Genomic DNA, 14,795 nt, shown 5'->3' on the forward strand with positions numbered 1-14,795 from the left:
CACCACCTGAACGAGAAGCCCAAAAACGCAAAAACCCACCGACAAAAATCGGCGGGTTTGTCAGCAGTCTGACCCGCCTCTGGCGGGTCTTTTTGTCTGTTATTCACTGGAAACGTCCCGGTATTTTGATTTCCTTCGAATTATTGTTTGGAGCGGAATGGCGTTTCCGATAGAGTTTTTATGTGATTTGCAGCGTGATATAACGTTTTTTTGAATGTTTGCTGTGTTTTCCGATTCGGCGTGGCGGGCGAATGCGGAAAAATGTGAAGCGTATTGTGACGTCGTGCGTGTGTGAGATTTCAGCCTGCACCAATGGCCAAGGCTATCTCCTCTTGTGACTTGAAAATGACAGTGACGAAACCCACTTTTAGTCACAACACAGAATATGCCGGAAACTCCCCAAGAAAGTCCGGCAGGCGTCCCCCAAAAGGGGACCATTGAAAGGAAATGATATGACAAACATTCCGTCTGCTGCATCTGGTGGTACATATCCCGTACTTCCCCTGCGCGACATTGTCGTCTTCCCGCACATGATCGTTCCACTGTTCGTCGGTCGCGAAAAATCCATTCGCGCGCTCGAGGAAGTCATGGGGTCTGACAAGCAGATTATGCTGGTTACTCAGATCAATGCGAGTGATGACGATCCAGATCCATCCGCGATCCACAAGGTCGGCACATTGGCCAATGTTTTGCAGCTTCTGAAGCTGCCCGATGGCACGGTGAAGGTTCTGGTTGAAGGCAAGGGTCGCGCCCAGATCGAAGAATATACTGACCGTGAAGACTTCTATGAAGCCACGGCCATCGCTTTGCGCGAGACAGAGGAAGATCCTGTCGAGCTGGAAGCCCTGTCGCGCTCCGTCGTGTCGGAATTTGAAAGCTATGTGAAGCTCGACAAGAAGATTTCGCCCGAAGTCGTCGGCACCGCGAGCCAGATCGATGACAATTCCAAGCTCGCCGACACGGTTGCCTGGCATCTGCCGATCAAGATGATCGAAAAGCAGCAGATGCTGGAAACCCTCAGCGTCAAACAGCGTCTGGAACAGGCTCTCGGCTTCATGGAAGGTGAGATCTCCGTCCTTCAGGTCGAAAAGCGGATCCGTTCGCGCGTCAAGCGCCAGATGGAAAAGACACAGCGCGAATATTACCTGAACGAGCAGATGAAGGCGATCCAGAAGGAACTCGGCGACGGCGAGGATGGCCGTGACGAAATGGCCGAACTGGAAGATCGTATCTCCAAGACCAAGCTTTCCAAGGAGGCCAGGGAAAAGGCCGACGCGGAAATGAAAAAGCTGCGTCAGATGAGCCCGATGTCTGCGGAAGCAACCGTCGTGCGCAATTATCTGGATTGGCTGCTTGGTCTGCCATGGGCTAAGAAGTCGAAGATCAAGACAGACCTGAACGCTGCCGAGGCAACCCTTGAACTCGACCACTTCGGTCTGGACAAGGTCAAGGAGCGCATTGTCGAGTATCTTGCCGTGCAGGCGCGCGCGACAAAGATTCGTGGCCCGATCCTGTGCCTCGTCGGTCCTCCCGGCGTTGGCAAGACGTCGCTTGCGAAGTCTATCGCCAAGGCGACGGGTCGTGAATATGTGCGTATGGCACTGGGTGGTGTTCGGGACGAGGCTGAAATTCGCGGCCACCGCCGGACCTATATCGGCTCCATGCCGGGTAAGATCGTCCAGTCGATGAAGAAGGCCAAGAAGTCCAACCCGCTCTTCCTGCTCGATGAAATCGACAAGATGGGCCAGGACTTCCGCGGCGATCCGTCTTCCGCTTTGCTGGAGGTGTTGGATCCGGAACAGAACTCGACATTCATGGACCACTATCTCGAAGTGGAATATGACCTGTCGGACGTGATGTTCGTGACAACCGCCAACACGCTGAACATTCCAGGTCCATTGATGGACCGCATGGAAGTGATCCGCATTGCCGGTTACACGGAAGACGAAAAGCGCGAAATCGCCAAGCGTCACCTCCTGCCGAAGGCAATCAAGGAACATGCGCTGCGCCCGGAAGAGTTTTCCGTCAGCGACGATGCCTTGATGGCCATCAGCCAGCAATATACCCGTGAGGCAGGCGTTCGTAGCTTTGAGCGTGAGTTGATGAAACTCGCCCGCAAGGCTGTGACCGAAATCATCAAGGGCAAGTCGACGTCTGTGGCCGTGACGGCTGAAAACATCAACGATTACCTGGGTGTGCCGAGATATCGTCACGGTGAAGCCGAGGGCGAAGATCAGGTTGGTGTTGTCACTGGTCTGGCCTGGACCGAAGTCGGCGGTGAGCTTCTGACGATTGAAGGCGTGATGATGCCCGGCAAGGGCCGCATGACGGTGACCGGCAATCTGAAGGAAGTGATGAAGGAATCCATCTCGGCTGCGGCGTCTTATGTCCGCTCCCGCGCCGTGGACTTCGGCATCGAGCCTCCACGCTTCGACAAGTCGGATATCCACGTGCACGTACCGGAGGGTGCGACGCCGAAGGATGGACCATCTGCCGGTGTCGCCATGGCAACGGCGATCGTGTCGATCATGACGGGCATTCCCGTGGATAAGAACGTCGCCATGACGGGTGAAATCACGCTGCGCGGTCGCGTTCTGCCGATCGGTGGTCTGAAGGAAAAGCTTCTTGCTGCGCTTCGCGGCGGTATCAAGAAAGTGCTCATTCCCGAAGAGAACGCCAAGGATCTCGCAGAGATTCCCGACAACGTGAAAAACGGAATGGAAATCATTCCGGTGTCGCGGATGGGTGAGGTTATCAAGCATGCGCTGATCCGCCAGCCGGAGGCGATCGAGTGGGATGGCAGTATTGAGACACCCTTGGTCGCCACGGTCGAGGGCGTTGACGACGCCGGACAAACAATTGCTCATTGAGGCATTCACGCCACGGTGATGCTCTTAAGGCACAACTTAAGTCCAGGACCGGCAGAAATGCCGGTCTTTTTTTGTGAAAATATCGGTAGACCCCTTGTTTTTCAGGCCATTCCAGCGCTTTTGAGTTGCGGTGCGCGAATGCATTCGTATTCTGCGCCGACTTTATTTGAGTCGTTTCAAACCATTGAAAGGGGTGGAAACATGAACAAGAACGAGCTCGTCTCTGCAGTTGCCGAAAAGGCTGGTCTTACGAAGGCTGATGCTGCTTCCGCTGTGGATGCTGTATTCGAAACTGTACAGGGCGAACTGAAGGCTGGTGGCGACATCCGTCTCGCTGGCTTCGGCAGCTTCACCGTAAGCCGCCGCGAAGCCTCCAAGGGCCGTAACCCATCTACGGGTGCAGAAGTCGATATCCCGGCTCGCAACGTTCCCAAGTTCTCTGCAGGCAAGGGCCTGAAGGACGCGGTTAACTCGTAATTTTTTCTGGACGGTCCGTGCGTGCGGCGCGCGGGCTTGATATCCAAGAGACACGAGGAAAATTTGGCTCTTTGTAAGATTTACAAAATGCGGCCGAATAAAATGCAGAAAGCCCGGCTATGCCGGGCTTTTTGTTTTTCAGCAGGTTCTTATTGTCACGTGGCTGTCACGTGCATGCCGCAGAAGCCCTTGCAGGCATCTACAAATGCATTGAAGGGGACACTATGACATTTCGCTTTTCCAGTGCGGCACTCACCGCAGCACTTTTCGCATCTGCTGCATGTCCTGCGGCAGCTGAGCCGGTTTTCAACCGCATCGCCTCGTTCCCCGTGGCTTTGAACCTTCCCTCTGATAAGGACGAGAAGACGGTCACATCTGCCGAAATCATTACGGCAAGCGAAGACGGCAACACGCTGATTTATTCGGACAGCCCTCTGGGTGGTATCGGCTTCATCGACATCCAGGATCCAAAGACGCCGAAGGCACTTGGGGCGTTGATGATGGATGGCGAGCCGACCTCGGTGGTTGCGACCGGCTCGAAGGTGCTGGCTGGCGTCAATACGTCGGAGAGCTTCACCAAGCCATCTGGCAAGCTCGTGACGGTCGATATCGCCACCAAAACCATCGAGGCGAGCTGTGATCTCGGCGGCCAGCCCGATTCGGTTGCCGTTTCCCCGGACAAGAGCTTTGTGGCAATCGCTATCGAAAACGAGCGCGATGAAAAGGTGAATGACGGCGCTCTACCGCAAATGCCCGCTGGCTTCCTGGTCACAGTTGGCCTAAAGAATGGCGCTGCAGATTGCTCGACACTGAAGAAGATCGATGTCACCGGTCTAGCGGACATCGCGCCTGAGGATCCTGAACCGGAATTCGTCTCGATCAATTCCAGGGGTGAGATCGCCCTGACACTTCAGGAGAACAACCATATCGTCATTGTCGATGGCAAGAGCGGCAAGGTCACGAGCCATTTCTCGGCCAGCACGGTCGATCTGGAAGGCATCGATGCCAAGACAGATGGCCAGTTGACGTTTACCGACAGCCAAAAAGGCCGAAAGCGCGAGCCAGATGCCGTGAAGTGGCTGGACGATAACCGCATCGTCATCGCCAACGAGGGCGATTGGGAAGGCGGATCACGTGGTTTCACCATCTTCGACAAGACCGGCAAGCTGATCTATGAGGCGGGCGCTTCGCTGGAACAGGCCGTTGCTGCCATCGGCCATTACCCCGAAAAGCGTTCCAAGGCGAAGGGCATCGAGCCTGAAGGCCTGGAGGTGGCGACGTTCGGCGGTGACACGTATATCTTCGTTCTGGCAGAGCGCGCCTCCGTCGTTGGCGTCTACAAGGACACCGGCAGCGAGCCGCAATTGACACAACTGCTTCCATCCGGCATCTCGCCGGAAGGTGCCGTTGCCATTCCAGCGCGCAACCTTCTCATCACCGCCAATGAGGCCGATCTGGTGGCAGATGGCGGCGCTCGTTCACATGTCATGATCTACGCGCGTGCCGAAGGCGAGGCGGCCTATCCGCAGCTCGTGTCGGAGACGGTCGACGGAGCGCCCATCGGCTGGGGCGCCGTTTCCGGTCTCGTCGGCGATGCCGACAAGGACGGCATCCTCTATGCCATCTCTGACTCCGTTTACGGTAACCAGCCTTCCATCTACACGATCGATGCGACCAAAAAACCGGCCCTCATCACCAGTGTGTCGCGGGTGAAGCGCGATGGCTTGGCAGCGCAGAAGCTGGATATGGAGGGCATCACGCTCGATGGCAAGGGCGGCTTCTGGGTTGCCTCCGAAGGCAACAGCGAAAAGCTCGTGCCGCATGCCGTCTACAACGTCAATGCTAAGGGCGAGATCAAGGCCGAAATTGCGCTTCCCAAGGAATTGCTGGAAGACGAGACCCGATTCGGTTTCGAAGGCATCACCATGATTGGTACAGGCGACGACGCCACCCTGTGGATGGCCGTCCAGCGAGACTGGGGCAAGGCAGAAAAGGGCATGGTCAAGCTCGTGTCCTACAATCTGAAGTCCAAGGAATGGGGCGCCGTGCACTACCCGCTGGACAAGACCGCGCAAGGTTGGGTCGGTCTTTCCGAAATCACCGCCCACGGCGACAAGGTCTATATCGTCGAGCGCGACAACCAGATTGGTGACAAGGCAAAGATCAAGAAGCTCTACAGCGTCGATCTGTCCGAGCTGAAGCCTGCCAAGATCGGCGGCGAACTGCCGCTGGTCAGGAAAACCCAAGTCCACGACTTCCTGCCAGATTTGAAGGCTCAGACAAACGGTTACGTCGTCGACAAGCTGGAAGGTTTCGCCTTCGACAAGTCCGGCAAGGCTTTTGCAGTGACGGACAATGACGGCGTGGACGATTCGTCCGGTGAGACGCTGTTCTTCCCGGTCGATCTGAAGGGCAAGAACTGATCCGTGACATACCGCGTCATCCGCGCCATGAAGGCAGGGATGACGACATCGAGAGTACCGATACATCAAACAAAAAGCCGGACGTCGAATGGGACGCCCGGCTTTTTTGATCGTCATTCCTTCCCTTGAAGATTACGCGTCCTTCAACGAATACTTCTCAAGCGCGTCGCGATTGATCTCAATGCCCAGACCAGGTCCATCCGGTATCTGCACCACGCCGTCGACGTGATCCAGCGGGCTGGTCAGCACCGCCTGACGGTAGGGGTTTTCGGTCCGGTCAAATTCAAGAATAGGCGGGCGTGGGTTGCGCCGGGCAGGGTCTGGCGGCAGATAGGCCATGAACTGCAAAGCCGCAGCGATTGCGACGCCTGTGCCCCAGACATGCGGAACCACGCGAACACCGTAGAGCGTCGCAAGATCGGTGATGCGCCTGGTTTCGGAAAAACCGCCGCTTCCAGCAAGGTCAGGCTGGAGAATATCGACTGCCCGGCTTTCCAGCGGTGCGCGCATGCCATAACGGCCATGCCATGTTTCACCGCCAGCGACCGGAATGGGCTGGCCAGCGCGAACGGCCTGATAGGCATCCAGTTGCTCGGGCACCACGGGCTCTTCGAACCAATCGATGCCTAAGGGTGCTAGCGCCTTGCCGACCTCGATCGCTTCCAGCGCATCGTAGCCATGATTGGCATCGATCATGATACGCACATCTGGGCCGACCGATTCTCGCGCGGCCTTGATGACCGCGACATCCTCCGCCACGTCGAAGCCGATCTTGATCTTGACGGCGTGAAACCCTTGCGCCGCATATCCGGCGACTTCCGCCGCAACGTCCGATACGGCATCGACGCCGTCCTTGCGGAAAGACCCGGTGGCGTATGCTTTTACGCTTTCACGGAAGCGACCACCCAGCAGACGCGAAATCGACGTGCCGAAACGCCTACCCTTGATATCCCACAGCGCGATATCGATACCACTCAATGCCGTGACCGTCAGGCCACGCTGACCCTGATCGCGCAGCAGATTATAAAGCTGATGCCAGATGACCTCGATATCGAGCGGATCCTTGCCGATCAGGTGAGGAGTGTATGCGGCAACAACGGCCGCATTCGGTTTGGCTGGGCCGAGGCATTCGCCCCAGCCTACGGTTCCGTCGTCACAGATGATCTCGACAAGACAGTGAATACGGCGGTCGAAGCGCATCGACGCGCTTTCAAAGGCATGGCCAAGCTTATAATCCAGCAGGTGAGTCCGAACCGCATCGATCTTCATGACGTGTAGGGCTCCATCAGGGTCTTCAGCATTTCGACTTCTTCCTCGGTCAGATCCGTCAGTGGTGCCCGCACCGGTCCGGCATCAAAGCCAAGAAGGCGTACACCTGCCTTGATCGCGGACACTGCATAACCCTTCTGGCGATTACGAATCGCCATGAACGGATAGAAGAAATCAATGAGAATGCGGTCGGTGGTCGTCCTGTCGCCTGCACGCAAGGCTTTGTAGAATGTCTGGGCAAGTTCCGGCACGAAGTTGAAAACGGCAGACGAATAAGTCGTCACGCCCGCGCCCAGATAGGCATCAGCGAACAATTCGGCTGTCGGCATGCCACCGAGATAGGTCAGGCGGTCGCCAATCGTCGCCGTGATCTTGCGCACCAAGCCGATGTCACCGGACCCATCTTTAAAGCCCACGAGGTTGGGGCAGTTGTCACAGAGCTTCTGGAGCGTTTCCGCCGTCAGAATGGAATTGTCTCGGTTGTAGACCATGACGCCGATGGAGATGGAATCACACACAGCCTTAATATGCGCGTACAGTCCTGCCTGCGAGGCATCCATCAGATAATGCGGCAGCAAGAGGATGCCGTCCGCCCCTGCTTCTTCAGCGCCCTGAGCGATCTGTATGGCCATCTTGGTGCCGTAACCGCAGCCCGAAACGATGGGAACGGACCCGGCAGCAGACTTCGCTGCCTTGACGACGGTTGCGACTTCGTCTGGCGCCAGAGAAAAGAACTCACCCGTTCCACCAGCCGCAAACAACACGGATGCATCGAAACCGGACAGCCAGCCGACATGATCCAGATAAGGCTTTTCGTTGAAGTCGCCATTCTGGGTAAAGGGCGTGACGGGGAAGGAAAGAAGCCCCGCGCCGAGCGCGACCTTGAGTTCTTGCGGATCCATAGCCATGAAACGTGTCTCTCCGATTGTATCTTTGTCGCGATGATAATCGAGATATGATCTTCGTCAAGAATTTATCATATGAGTTGAGAGGTTTGGCGTCGTGATTTTCAGGAAGGAGAAAGCGGAAAATGCCGTTCTGGAAAAGTATTCTTGGTGCCATCGACAGGGATACAGGCAAAATCCTCGGCCTTGAACAAATAGACCTCTTAGGCGTAGAGGTAAGATAACGAACAAAATTATGTATGATCACAAACCGACTGACGATTTTGATTTCGATGGGGAGGAAGCATGCTGAAAAAACTATTGTTGACCGGCGCCGCAGGCGGTGTAGGCACAGTCATTCGTCCACTTCTGACCGGATTGGCGGAAACTGTCGTGCTGTCGGACATGGTCGATATCAGCGATCTCGCCGCGCATGAAAGCTTCGTGAAATGCGATCTTTCCAATCGCACCGAGGTCAATCAGGCCGTCGCTGGTGTTGATGGTATCATCCACCTTGGTGGCATCTCGGTGGAGCGGCCGTTCGAGTTGATCCTGAAAGGCAACATCGAGGGCGTCTACAACCTGTATGAAGCTGCACGCCACAATGGCCAGCCGCGCATCATCTTCGCCAGTTCCAACCACACGATCGGTTTCCACACGCGAGACCAGAAGCTCGACAGCCATTCGCCTGTCAGGCCCGACACCCTCTATGGCGTCTCAAAATGCTTCGGTGAGGATCTCGCAAGCTATTATTTCGACAAGTTCGGACAGGAAACCCTGTCGGTGCGGATCGGCTCCTGCACGCCGAAGCCGCTCAACACCCGCATGCTGGCGACATGGCTCAGTATCGGCGATCTGGTGTCGCTGTGCGCCCACGGTTTCGACGCCCCGCGTCTCGGGCACGCCATTGTCTATGGCGCGTCCGACAATCGCGAGAGCTGGTGGGACAACAGCAACACATCCTTCCTGGGTTGGAAACCAAGGGATAGCTCATCGAAATGGCGCGCTGAGATTATTGCTGAATTCGGCAAGGAAGACCCGAAAGATCCGGCTGTGATCTACCAAGGCGGCGCGTTCACCACATCGGGACATCCAGCGGACGGCTGAAATTGGCGGGGAAGGGCAGGGGAGGATTGATGTCCCTATTTCTGCCTGTCCTGCCTTTCCGAGTCGTACTGAACCCAGCGAAAAAAGACATAGATAGGCAGCGCAATCAGCGCCAGCGTGACGACAGAGTTTATAAACATGGTTACATCCCACAGATCCGCCTTCATCATGAAGTCGGTACGCTAATATGTGCGCGAAATTATTGAAAAACCCTAAATATCATCCGTCATAATTGAGTGCTCACAAGCATTTGCTATGTGCCAAAACGAACACTCTTACCATTTGCTGAAATATAGGGAGAAAATCGTCGAAACCTATGGGTTTCACGCGGATAAAGTCTCTATGTTCATGGGATTGAGGTGGATCAACGGCTCCACGCGCAGGCGGACCATGAGCCGCTTCAGTGTTCCAATATTTAATCTTTGGAGAATGGTGGGCGATGACGGACTCGAACCGCCGACATCCTCGGTGTAAACGAGGCGCTCTACCAACTGAGCTAATCGCCCGTCGCGTCCCGCAGATCATGTCTGCCGCGTCGGTGGCCGTGATGTATTGGTAACGGAAAAAAACCGCAAGAGCCTTTGTGAAGTTTTTTTGTTTTTTTCGAATTTTGTGTGGACGGGGAATTGCCCCCGCAGCATGCCGAGCCCCCATCAGTGTCGAAAGGGCGCGCGAATCTCCATGGGCTGTGACGGGGCAGAGGGGCAGCCTGGGATTGGTTTTGGATGAAAACTTTGCGTCTGTGGATAAGTCTCACTTCCACTGGCTAAAAAAAAAGAAGAGCGCAAAACGCGGGGAAACCCGGCTTGATCAGACGTTTGAGAATGCAAAATGCACTAGCCTATTCTTTTGTCGTGAAACTTGCTTGACACTCCAACACGAACGCCTTAGTTAGCCGCTCAACGAACAGCCGAGGCGAGTTCGTAAGGCGGGTTTCGGCCAGTCTTTTTGGGAATGTGCGGGTGTAGCTCAGTTGGTTAGAGTGCCGGCCTGTCACGCCGGAGGTCGCGGGTTCGAGCCCCGTCACTCGCGCCATTCCTTCCTCGAAGTCTACGGATCGCAATGATCCTTAAAATGCGCGGGTGTAGCTCAGTTGGTTAGAGTGCCGGCCTGTCACGCCGGAGGTCGCGGGTTCGAGCCCCGTCACTCGCGCCATTTTATTCCTCTACAAACATATTGTTTGCTCCCAAAATAGAGCATGCGGGGAATTTTGTCTCCGTGACGTCCTTCTCTTCCCCTCCGTAGTTCAGCAGTCGTCACGACGTGTGAATCGCGTCTTCATATCGCGTCCGGCTATAGCATTTCTTGCCTGTTTTGATCATGTTTCCTTGGCCGTTTTCCTGCCGTTTTGCGTACAAATTTATGGAAAGCTTCGCGTTCTCTCGCAATTGCGATATTCTCTAATCGATTGAAGTGGTTAGCGATATTTCGGCTTGATGCGGCTGGTATATTGCGCCGATAGAATGACATATCCCGGTCACGATTGGCTTGAAATGACACTTAATCTCTTGCAGAGAGAGCGTGGCTGCGATAACCACAGCGGCGTTGCAACATAATTTCGGCCCTATGGATTCCACTGTCCAGACAGGGCATGCTCGACGCTCGGTCGGGCAAGGAAGAGACAATGACTGAACTCCTCAGTTCCTACATTCCGATCGCAATCTTCATTGGTATCGCGCTTGTCATCGGTCTGGCGCTGTTGATTGCGCCTTTTGCCGTTGCCTACAAGAATCCGGACCCGGAAAAGCTCTCCGCATTCGAGTGCGGCTTCAATGCTTTCGACGATGCCCGTATGAAGTTCGACATTCGCTTCTATCTGGTGTCGATCCTGTTCATCATCTTCGATCTGGAAGTCGCGTTCCTATTCCCGTGGGCCGTGTCCTTCGGTGAAATCGGCTGGTTTGGCTTCTGGTCCATGATGGTGTTCCTCGGCGTTCTCACCATCGGCTTTATCTACGAATGGAAGAAGGGGGCACTCGAATGGGCGTAGTTTCAAACGACACCACGCTTGTCGCACAAAAGCCCAAGGGCATCATCGATCCGGCCACAGGCAAGCCTGTTGGCAGTGATGATGGCTATTTTACCGAAATCAACGACGAGCTTGCCGACAAGGGTTTTCTGGTCACGTCCACGGATGAGTTGATCACCTGGGCGCGCACCGGTTCGTTGATGTGGATGCAGTTTGGTCTGGCCTGTTGCGCCGTTGAAGGCCTGATGCAGGCTTCCGGCCCGCGTTACGACATGGAACGCTTCGGCGTTGCCCCGCGCGCGTCACCGCGCCAGTCGGACGTAATGATCGTTGCGGGCACGCTGACCAACAAGATGGCGCCCGCGCTTCGCAAGGTCTATGACCAGATGCCGGAGCCACGTTACGTCATTTCCATGGGTTCCTGCGCCAATGGCGGCGGTTACTATCACTATTCCTACGCCGTCGTGCGCGGCTGCGATCGTGTGGTGCCGGTCGATATCTATGTGCCGGGCTGTCCCCCCACGGCGGAAGCACTGCTGTACGGCGTGCTTTTGCTGCAAAAGAAGATCCGGCGTACCGGTACGATCGAGCGTTAAGGGCAGAGGACTGATAAATGAGCGAAGCTCTCAATGATCTCTCGGCCTATGTGAATGAGGTGCGCGGTTCCCTGCTGGAATCGTCCGTCATTGCCTACGGCGAGCTGACGCTGACTACGACACCGGATAACATTCTCGCGCTCTTGACGTTCCTGCGTGATGACGTGCAGTGCGGTTTCGTCAATATCATCGACATCTGTGGTGTCGACTGGCCGAGCCGCGAAAAGCGCTTCGATGTCGTCTACCACCTGCTGTCGCCACGCCAGAACCTGCGTGTCCGCATCAAGCTTCAGGCGGCAGAAGACGAAGCCGTGCCATCCGCGACATCTGTGTTTATCGGCGCGGAATGGTTCGAGCGCGAAGCATGGGATATGTATGGCATTCCCTTCGAAGGCCATTCCGATCTGCGCCGCATCCTGACCGACTATGGTTTTGAAGGTCATCCGCTGCGCAAGGATTTTCCGGTCACTGGCTTTGTGGAAGTGCGCTATGACGACGTGTTGAAGCGCGTTCTCTACGAGCCGGTCGAACTGAAGCAGGAATTCCGTAATTTCGACTTTCTCTCCCCTTGGGAAGGAACAGACTATGTTCTTCCGGGCGATGAAAAGGCCAAGCCATGACAGAACATAACGTTCGCAATTTCACGATCAACTTCGGCCCGGAACACCCGTCCGCGCACGGCGTGTTGCGTCTCGTCCTCGAACTCGACGGTGAAGTCGTGGAGCGGGTCGATCCGCATATCGGCCTGTTGCACCGCGGCACCGAAAAACTGATCGAGACCAAGACCTATCTTCAGGCGCTGCCCTATTTCGACCGCCTGGATTACGTTGCGCCGATGAACCAGGAGCACGCTTTCTCGCTCGCCGTGGAAAAGCTTCTCGGTCTGGAAATTCCGATGCGTGGTCAGTTGATCCGCGTTCTGTTTTCGGAAATCGGCCGCATTCTCTCGCACATCATGAACGTCACGACCCAGGCCATGGACGTCGGCGCCATGACGCCGCCGGTCTGGGGCTTCGAAGAGCGCGAAAAGCTCATGGTGTTCTATGAGCGCGCGTCTGGCGCTCGTCTGCACGCGGCTTACTTCCGCCCAGGTGGTGTCCATCAGGATCTGCCGCCTGAACTGGTGGATGATATCGGCAAATGGTGCGATCCGTTCATCACCTTCCTCGACAATGTCGAAGGTCTTTTGACCGATAACCGCATCTACAAGCAGCGTAACGTCGATATCGGTGTTGTGTCGCTGGAAGATGCGTTTGCCTGGGGCTTTACCGGCGTCATGGTTCGCGGTTCGGGTGCTGCATGGGACTTGCGCCGTGCGCAGCCTTACGAGTGCTATTCCGATCTCGAATTCGACATTCCCGTCGGCAAGAATGGCGACTGTTATGACCGCTATCTGATCCGCATGCAGGAAATGCGCGAATCGATCAAGATCATGAAGCAGTGCGTCGAGCTTTTGCAGGGCAAGCACCGCATCGGCGCGGTTTCGTCTCTCGATGGCAAGGTCGTGCCGCCGAAGCGTGGCGAGATGAAGCGTTCGATGGAAGCGCTGATCCACCACTTCAAGCTTTACACCGAAGGCTATCACGTTCCAGCCGGCGAAGTGTACGCAGCCGTCGAAGCGCCAAAGGGTGAGTTCGGCGTCTATGTGGTCGCCGATGGTTCGAACAAGCCGTATCGCTGCAAGATTCGCGCTCCGGGTTTTGCGCATCTGGCGGCGATGGATTACCTTTGCAAGGGCCACCAGCTCGCCGACGTGACGGCGGTTCTCGGCTCTCTGGACATCGTGTTCGGGGAGGTTGATCGCTGATGCGTTTGCCGCTGGCCATGTTGGCTCTTGTCGCCGCGACCGCACCTGTTTTCGCCCAGACGGCGGACGACGGTGTGTCTTCGCAGGCGAGCGGCGGTTCATCATCTGTCAAACAACTTCTGTCGCAGGGATACGAGATCAAATCCTCGCTTCCCAATGGCGGAAAATTCATTGTGTTCATGCAAAAAGACAAAACGGCCTATGCCTGCGAGTTCGTCACGGTGACGAGATCGCGGTGCGAGTCGTTAAACTGATGAGGCGTGAGGAAGTATGTCCGTTCGTCGACTAGCTGAAGATCAGGTCCAGCCCGCGAGTTTCGCGTTTAACGCGGACAACATCGCGTGGGCGGAAAAAACGATCCAGAAATACCCTGAGGGACGCCAACAGTCAGCGGTGATCCCGCTATTGATGCGTGCACAGGAGCAGGATGGCTGGGTTACCCGCGCCTGTATCGAAAAAATCGCGGACATGCTGGATATGGCTTATATCCGTGTGCTCGAGGTTGCGACCTTCTATACGCAGTTCCAGCTCAAGCCTGTCGGCACAAGGGCTCACATTCAGGTCTGTGGCACCACGCCCTGCATGCTGCGCGGTTCCGAAGCGCTGATGGACGTTTGTCGTCACAAGATCCACCATGATCCACTGACGCCCAATGAGAGCGGCACGCTGTCATGGGAAGAGGTCGAATGTCAGGGTGCCTGCGTCAATGCACCGATGGTCATCATCTTCAAGGACGCGTATGAAGACCTGACGCCCGAGCGCCTGGAAGAGATCATCGACACGTTCGAAGCAGGCAAGGGCGACACCGTCAAGCCGGGTCCGCAGATCGACCGTCACCTGTCGGCTCCAATCGGCCCGCTCACGACGTTGACCGAAGAGACAAAGCCGGATCGTTCCAATCTCGACAAGCCAGTTGAGGCGCCTGCTGCCGCGGCGCCAGCAGCGGCACCTGTACCGTCCGAAGCGGCGAAGCCGACAACGACTGCAGCAGAGTCCGACGCGAAGCTGAAGACACCTGTTACCGATCCCAAGGCGTCCGAAAGCAATGCCAAGGATGCGGCCAAGGAAGGGTCTGGCGAGACGAAAACCTCTCTCAAGCCATCGCTGGAAGACAAGAACCGTCCGGCCAAGATCGAGCGTCCTGCAAAGGCCGACGATCTGAAGCTGATTTCCGGCGTCGGTCCGAAGATCGAGGCGACGCTCAACGAGCTCGGCATCTTCACATACATGCAGGTTGCCGGTTGGTCTGCCGAGGAACGTGAGTGGGTCGATGGTTATCTGAATTTCAAGGGCCGTATCGATCGCGATGATTGGGTACGTCAGGCCGAGGCGCTCGCCAAGGGTGGCGAAGCCGAATATATCAGGGTCTTCGGCAAGAAGCCGCTGTAGAGAG

The 14,795-nt window shown here is 56.0% G+C and carries 12 protein-coding genes and 3 tRNA genes; 12 read left to right on the forward strand and 3 right to left on the reverse strand.

Annotated elements, in window-relative coordinates:
• The first annotated feature begins 452 nt into the window (after positions 1-452).
• The 3 genes from lon (at position 453) to EKM04_RS08000 (ending at position 5,770) form a co-directional block, all read left to right on the forward strand.
• Positions 453-2,870, forward strand: a complete 2,418-nt coding sequence (gene lon / locus EKM04_RS07990; RefSeq protein ID WP_183897682.1) for an endopeptidase La — start codon at positions 453-455, stop codon at positions 2,868-2,870.
• 138 nt (positions 2,871-3,008) lie between these two features.
• The gene (hupB, locus tag EKM04_RS07995) at positions 3,009-3,347 is read left to right on the forward strand and encodes a DNA-binding protein HupB (protein WP_459559276.1); all 339 of its coding nucleotides are present in this window, start codon (positions 3,009-3,011) and stop codon (positions 3,345-3,347) included.
• 224 nt (positions 3,348-3,571) lie between these two features.
• On the forward strand, positions 3,572-5,770 hold the full coding sequence (locus EKM04_RS08000) for an esterase-like activity of phytase family protein (RefSeq protein ID WP_183897683.1): 2,199 nt from the start codon (positions 3,572-3,574) through the stop codon (positions 5,768-5,770).
• A 132-nt stretch (positions 5,771-5,902) separates the two neighbouring features.
• Here EKM04_RS08000 and EKM04_RS08005 read toward each other — a convergent pair whose 3' ends face one another.
• On the reverse strand, positions 5,903-7,039 hold the full coding sequence (locus EKM04_RS08005; RefSeq protein ID WP_183897684.1) for a mandelate racemase/muconate lactonizing enzyme family protein: 1,137 nt from the start codon (positions 7,037-7,039) through the stop codon (positions 5,903-5,905).
• Positions 7,036-7,941 carry a 5-dehydro-4-deoxyglucarate dehydratase gene (gene kdgD, locus EKM04_RS08010; RefSeq protein ID WP_174152799.1) on the reverse strand — a complete coding sequence of 302 codons (906 nt, stop codon included), beginning with the start codon at positions 7,939-7,941 and terminating at the stop codon, positions 7,036-7,038. Before kdgD ends, EKM04_RS08005 begins: the two co-directional genes overlap by 4 nt.
• Before the next feature lie 288 nt (positions 7,942-8,229).
• On the opposite strand from kdgD, the gene EKM04_RS08015 reads away from it, so the two are divergent.
• Positions 8,230-9,030: an NAD-dependent epimerase/dehydratase family protein gene (locus EKM04_RS08015; protein ID WP_183897685.1), complete on the forward strand. Its 801-nt coding sequence runs from the start codon at positions 8,230-8,232 to the stop codon at positions 9,028-9,030.
• 430 nt (positions 9,031-9,460) lie between these two features.
• Here the strand turns inward: EKM04_RS08015 and EKM04_RS08020 are convergent.
• Positions 9,461-9,536 (reverse strand) — tRNA-Val (locus EKM04_RS08020).
• A 452-nt stretch (positions 9,537-9,988) separates the two neighbouring features.
• Between EKM04_RS08020 and EKM04_RS08025 the strand changes: the two genes are divergently transcribed.
• From EKM04_RS08025 to EKM04_RS08060, 8 genes are all read left to right on the forward strand, one after another.
• A tRNA-Asp gene (locus tag EKM04_RS08025) sits at positions 9,989-10,065 on the forward strand.
• Between the two features lie 43 nt (positions 10,066-10,108).
• Positions 10,109-10,185, forward strand: a tRNA-Asp gene (locus EKM04_RS08030).
• A 469-nt stretch (positions 10,186-10,654) separates the two neighbouring features.
• Positions 10,655-11,020: an NADH-quinone oxidoreductase subunit A gene (locus EKM04_RS08035; protein ID WP_042619792.1), complete on the forward strand. Its 366-nt coding sequence runs from the start codon at positions 10,655-10,657 to the stop codon at positions 11,018-11,020.
• Entirely contained in the window at positions 11,011-11,595 is a 585-nt protein-coding gene (locus EKM04_RS08040) for a NuoB/complex I 20 kDa subunit family protein (protein WP_183897686.1), read from the forward strand. The genes EKM04_RS08035 and EKM04_RS08040 overlap by 10 nt, the downstream gene beginning before the upstream one ends.
• Before the next feature lie 17 nt (positions 11,596-11,612).
• Positions 11,613-12,215, forward strand: a complete 603-nt coding sequence (locus EKM04_RS08045; RefSeq protein WP_174152719.1) for an NADH-quinone oxidoreductase subunit C — start codon at positions 11,613-11,615, stop codon at positions 12,213-12,215.
• On the forward strand, positions 12,212-13,402 hold the full coding sequence (locus tag EKM04_RS08050) for an NADH-quinone oxidoreductase subunit D (protein WP_067652762.1): 1,191 nt from the start codon (positions 12,212-12,214) through the stop codon (positions 13,400-13,402). Before EKM04_RS08045 ends, EKM04_RS08050 begins: the two co-directional genes overlap by 4 nt.
• Positions 13,402-13,656, forward strand: coding sequence for a hypothetical protein (locus tag EKM04_RS08055; protein WP_174152720.1), 255 nt, complete (start codon positions 13,402-13,404; stop codon positions 13,654-13,656). Before EKM04_RS08050 ends, EKM04_RS08055 begins: the two co-directional genes overlap by 1 nt.
• 16 nt (positions 13,657-13,672) lie before the next feature.
• Positions 13,673-14,791, forward strand: coding sequence for an NADH-quinone oxidoreductase subunit E (locus tag EKM04_RS08060; protein ID WP_183897687.1), 1,119 nt, complete (start codon positions 13,673-13,675; stop codon positions 14,789-14,791).
• The last annotated feature ends 4 nt before the right edge of the window (positions 14,792-14,795 follow it).

The organism is Rhizobium skierniewicense Ch11, from assembly GCF_023757665.1.
Taxonomy (GTDB): Bacteria; Pseudomonadota; Alphaproteobacteria; order Rhizobiales; family Rhizobiaceae; genus Agrobacterium; species Agrobacterium skierniewicense.

What these genes read in the sequence shown, in the direction of transcription:
- EKM04_RS08005 (WP_183897684.1), bottom strand. Translation starts at nt 7,039, where the DNA reads ATGAAGATCGATGCGGTTCGGACTCACCTGCTGGATTATAAGCTTGGC.
- EKM04_RS08055 (WP_174152720.1), top strand. Translation starts at nt 13,402, where the DNA reads ATGCGTTTGCCGCTGGCCATGTTGGCTCTTGTCGCCGCGACCGCACCT.
- EKM04_RS08045 (WP_174152719.1), top strand. Translation starts at nt 11,613, where the DNA reads ATGAGCGAAGCTCTCAATGATCTCTCGGCCTATGTGAATGAGGTGCGC.
- EKM04_RS08040 (WP_183897686.1), top strand. Translation starts at nt 11,011, where the DNA reads ATGGGCGTAGTTTCAAACGACACCACGCTTGTCGCACAAAAGCCCAAG.
- hupB (WP_459559276.1), top strand. Translation starts at nt 3,009, where the DNA reads ATGCATTCGTATTCTGCGCCGACTTTATTTGAGTCGTTTCAAACCATT.
- EKM04_RS08000 (WP_183897683.1), top strand. Translation starts at nt 3,572, where the DNA reads ATGACATTTCGCTTTTCCAGTGCGGCACTCACCGCAGCACTTTTCGCA.
- EKM04_RS08015 (WP_183897685.1), top strand. Translation starts at nt 8,230, where the DNA reads ATGCTGAAAAAACTATTGTTGACCGGCGCCGCAGGCGGTGTAGGCACA.
- EKM04_RS08060 (WP_183897687.1), top strand. Translation starts at nt 13,673, where the DNA reads ATGTCCGTTCGTCGACTAGCTGAAGATCAGGTCCAGCCCGCGAGTTTC.
- EKM04_RS08035 (WP_042619792.1), top strand. Translation starts at nt 10,655, where the DNA reads ATGACTGAACTCCTCAGTTCCTACATTCCGATCGCAATCTTCATTGGT.
- kdgD (WP_174152799.1), bottom strand. Translation starts at nt 7,941, where the DNA reads ATGGATCCGCAAGAACTCAAGGTCGCGCTCGGCGCGGGGCTTCTTTCC.
- lon (WP_183897682.1), top strand. Translation starts at nt 453, where the DNA reads ATGACAAACATTCCGTCTGCTGCATCTGGTGGTACATATCCCGTACTT.
- EKM04_RS08050 (WP_067652762.1), top strand. Translation starts at nt 12,212, where the DNA reads ATGACAGAACATAACGTTCGCAATTTCACGATCAACTTCGGCCCGGAA.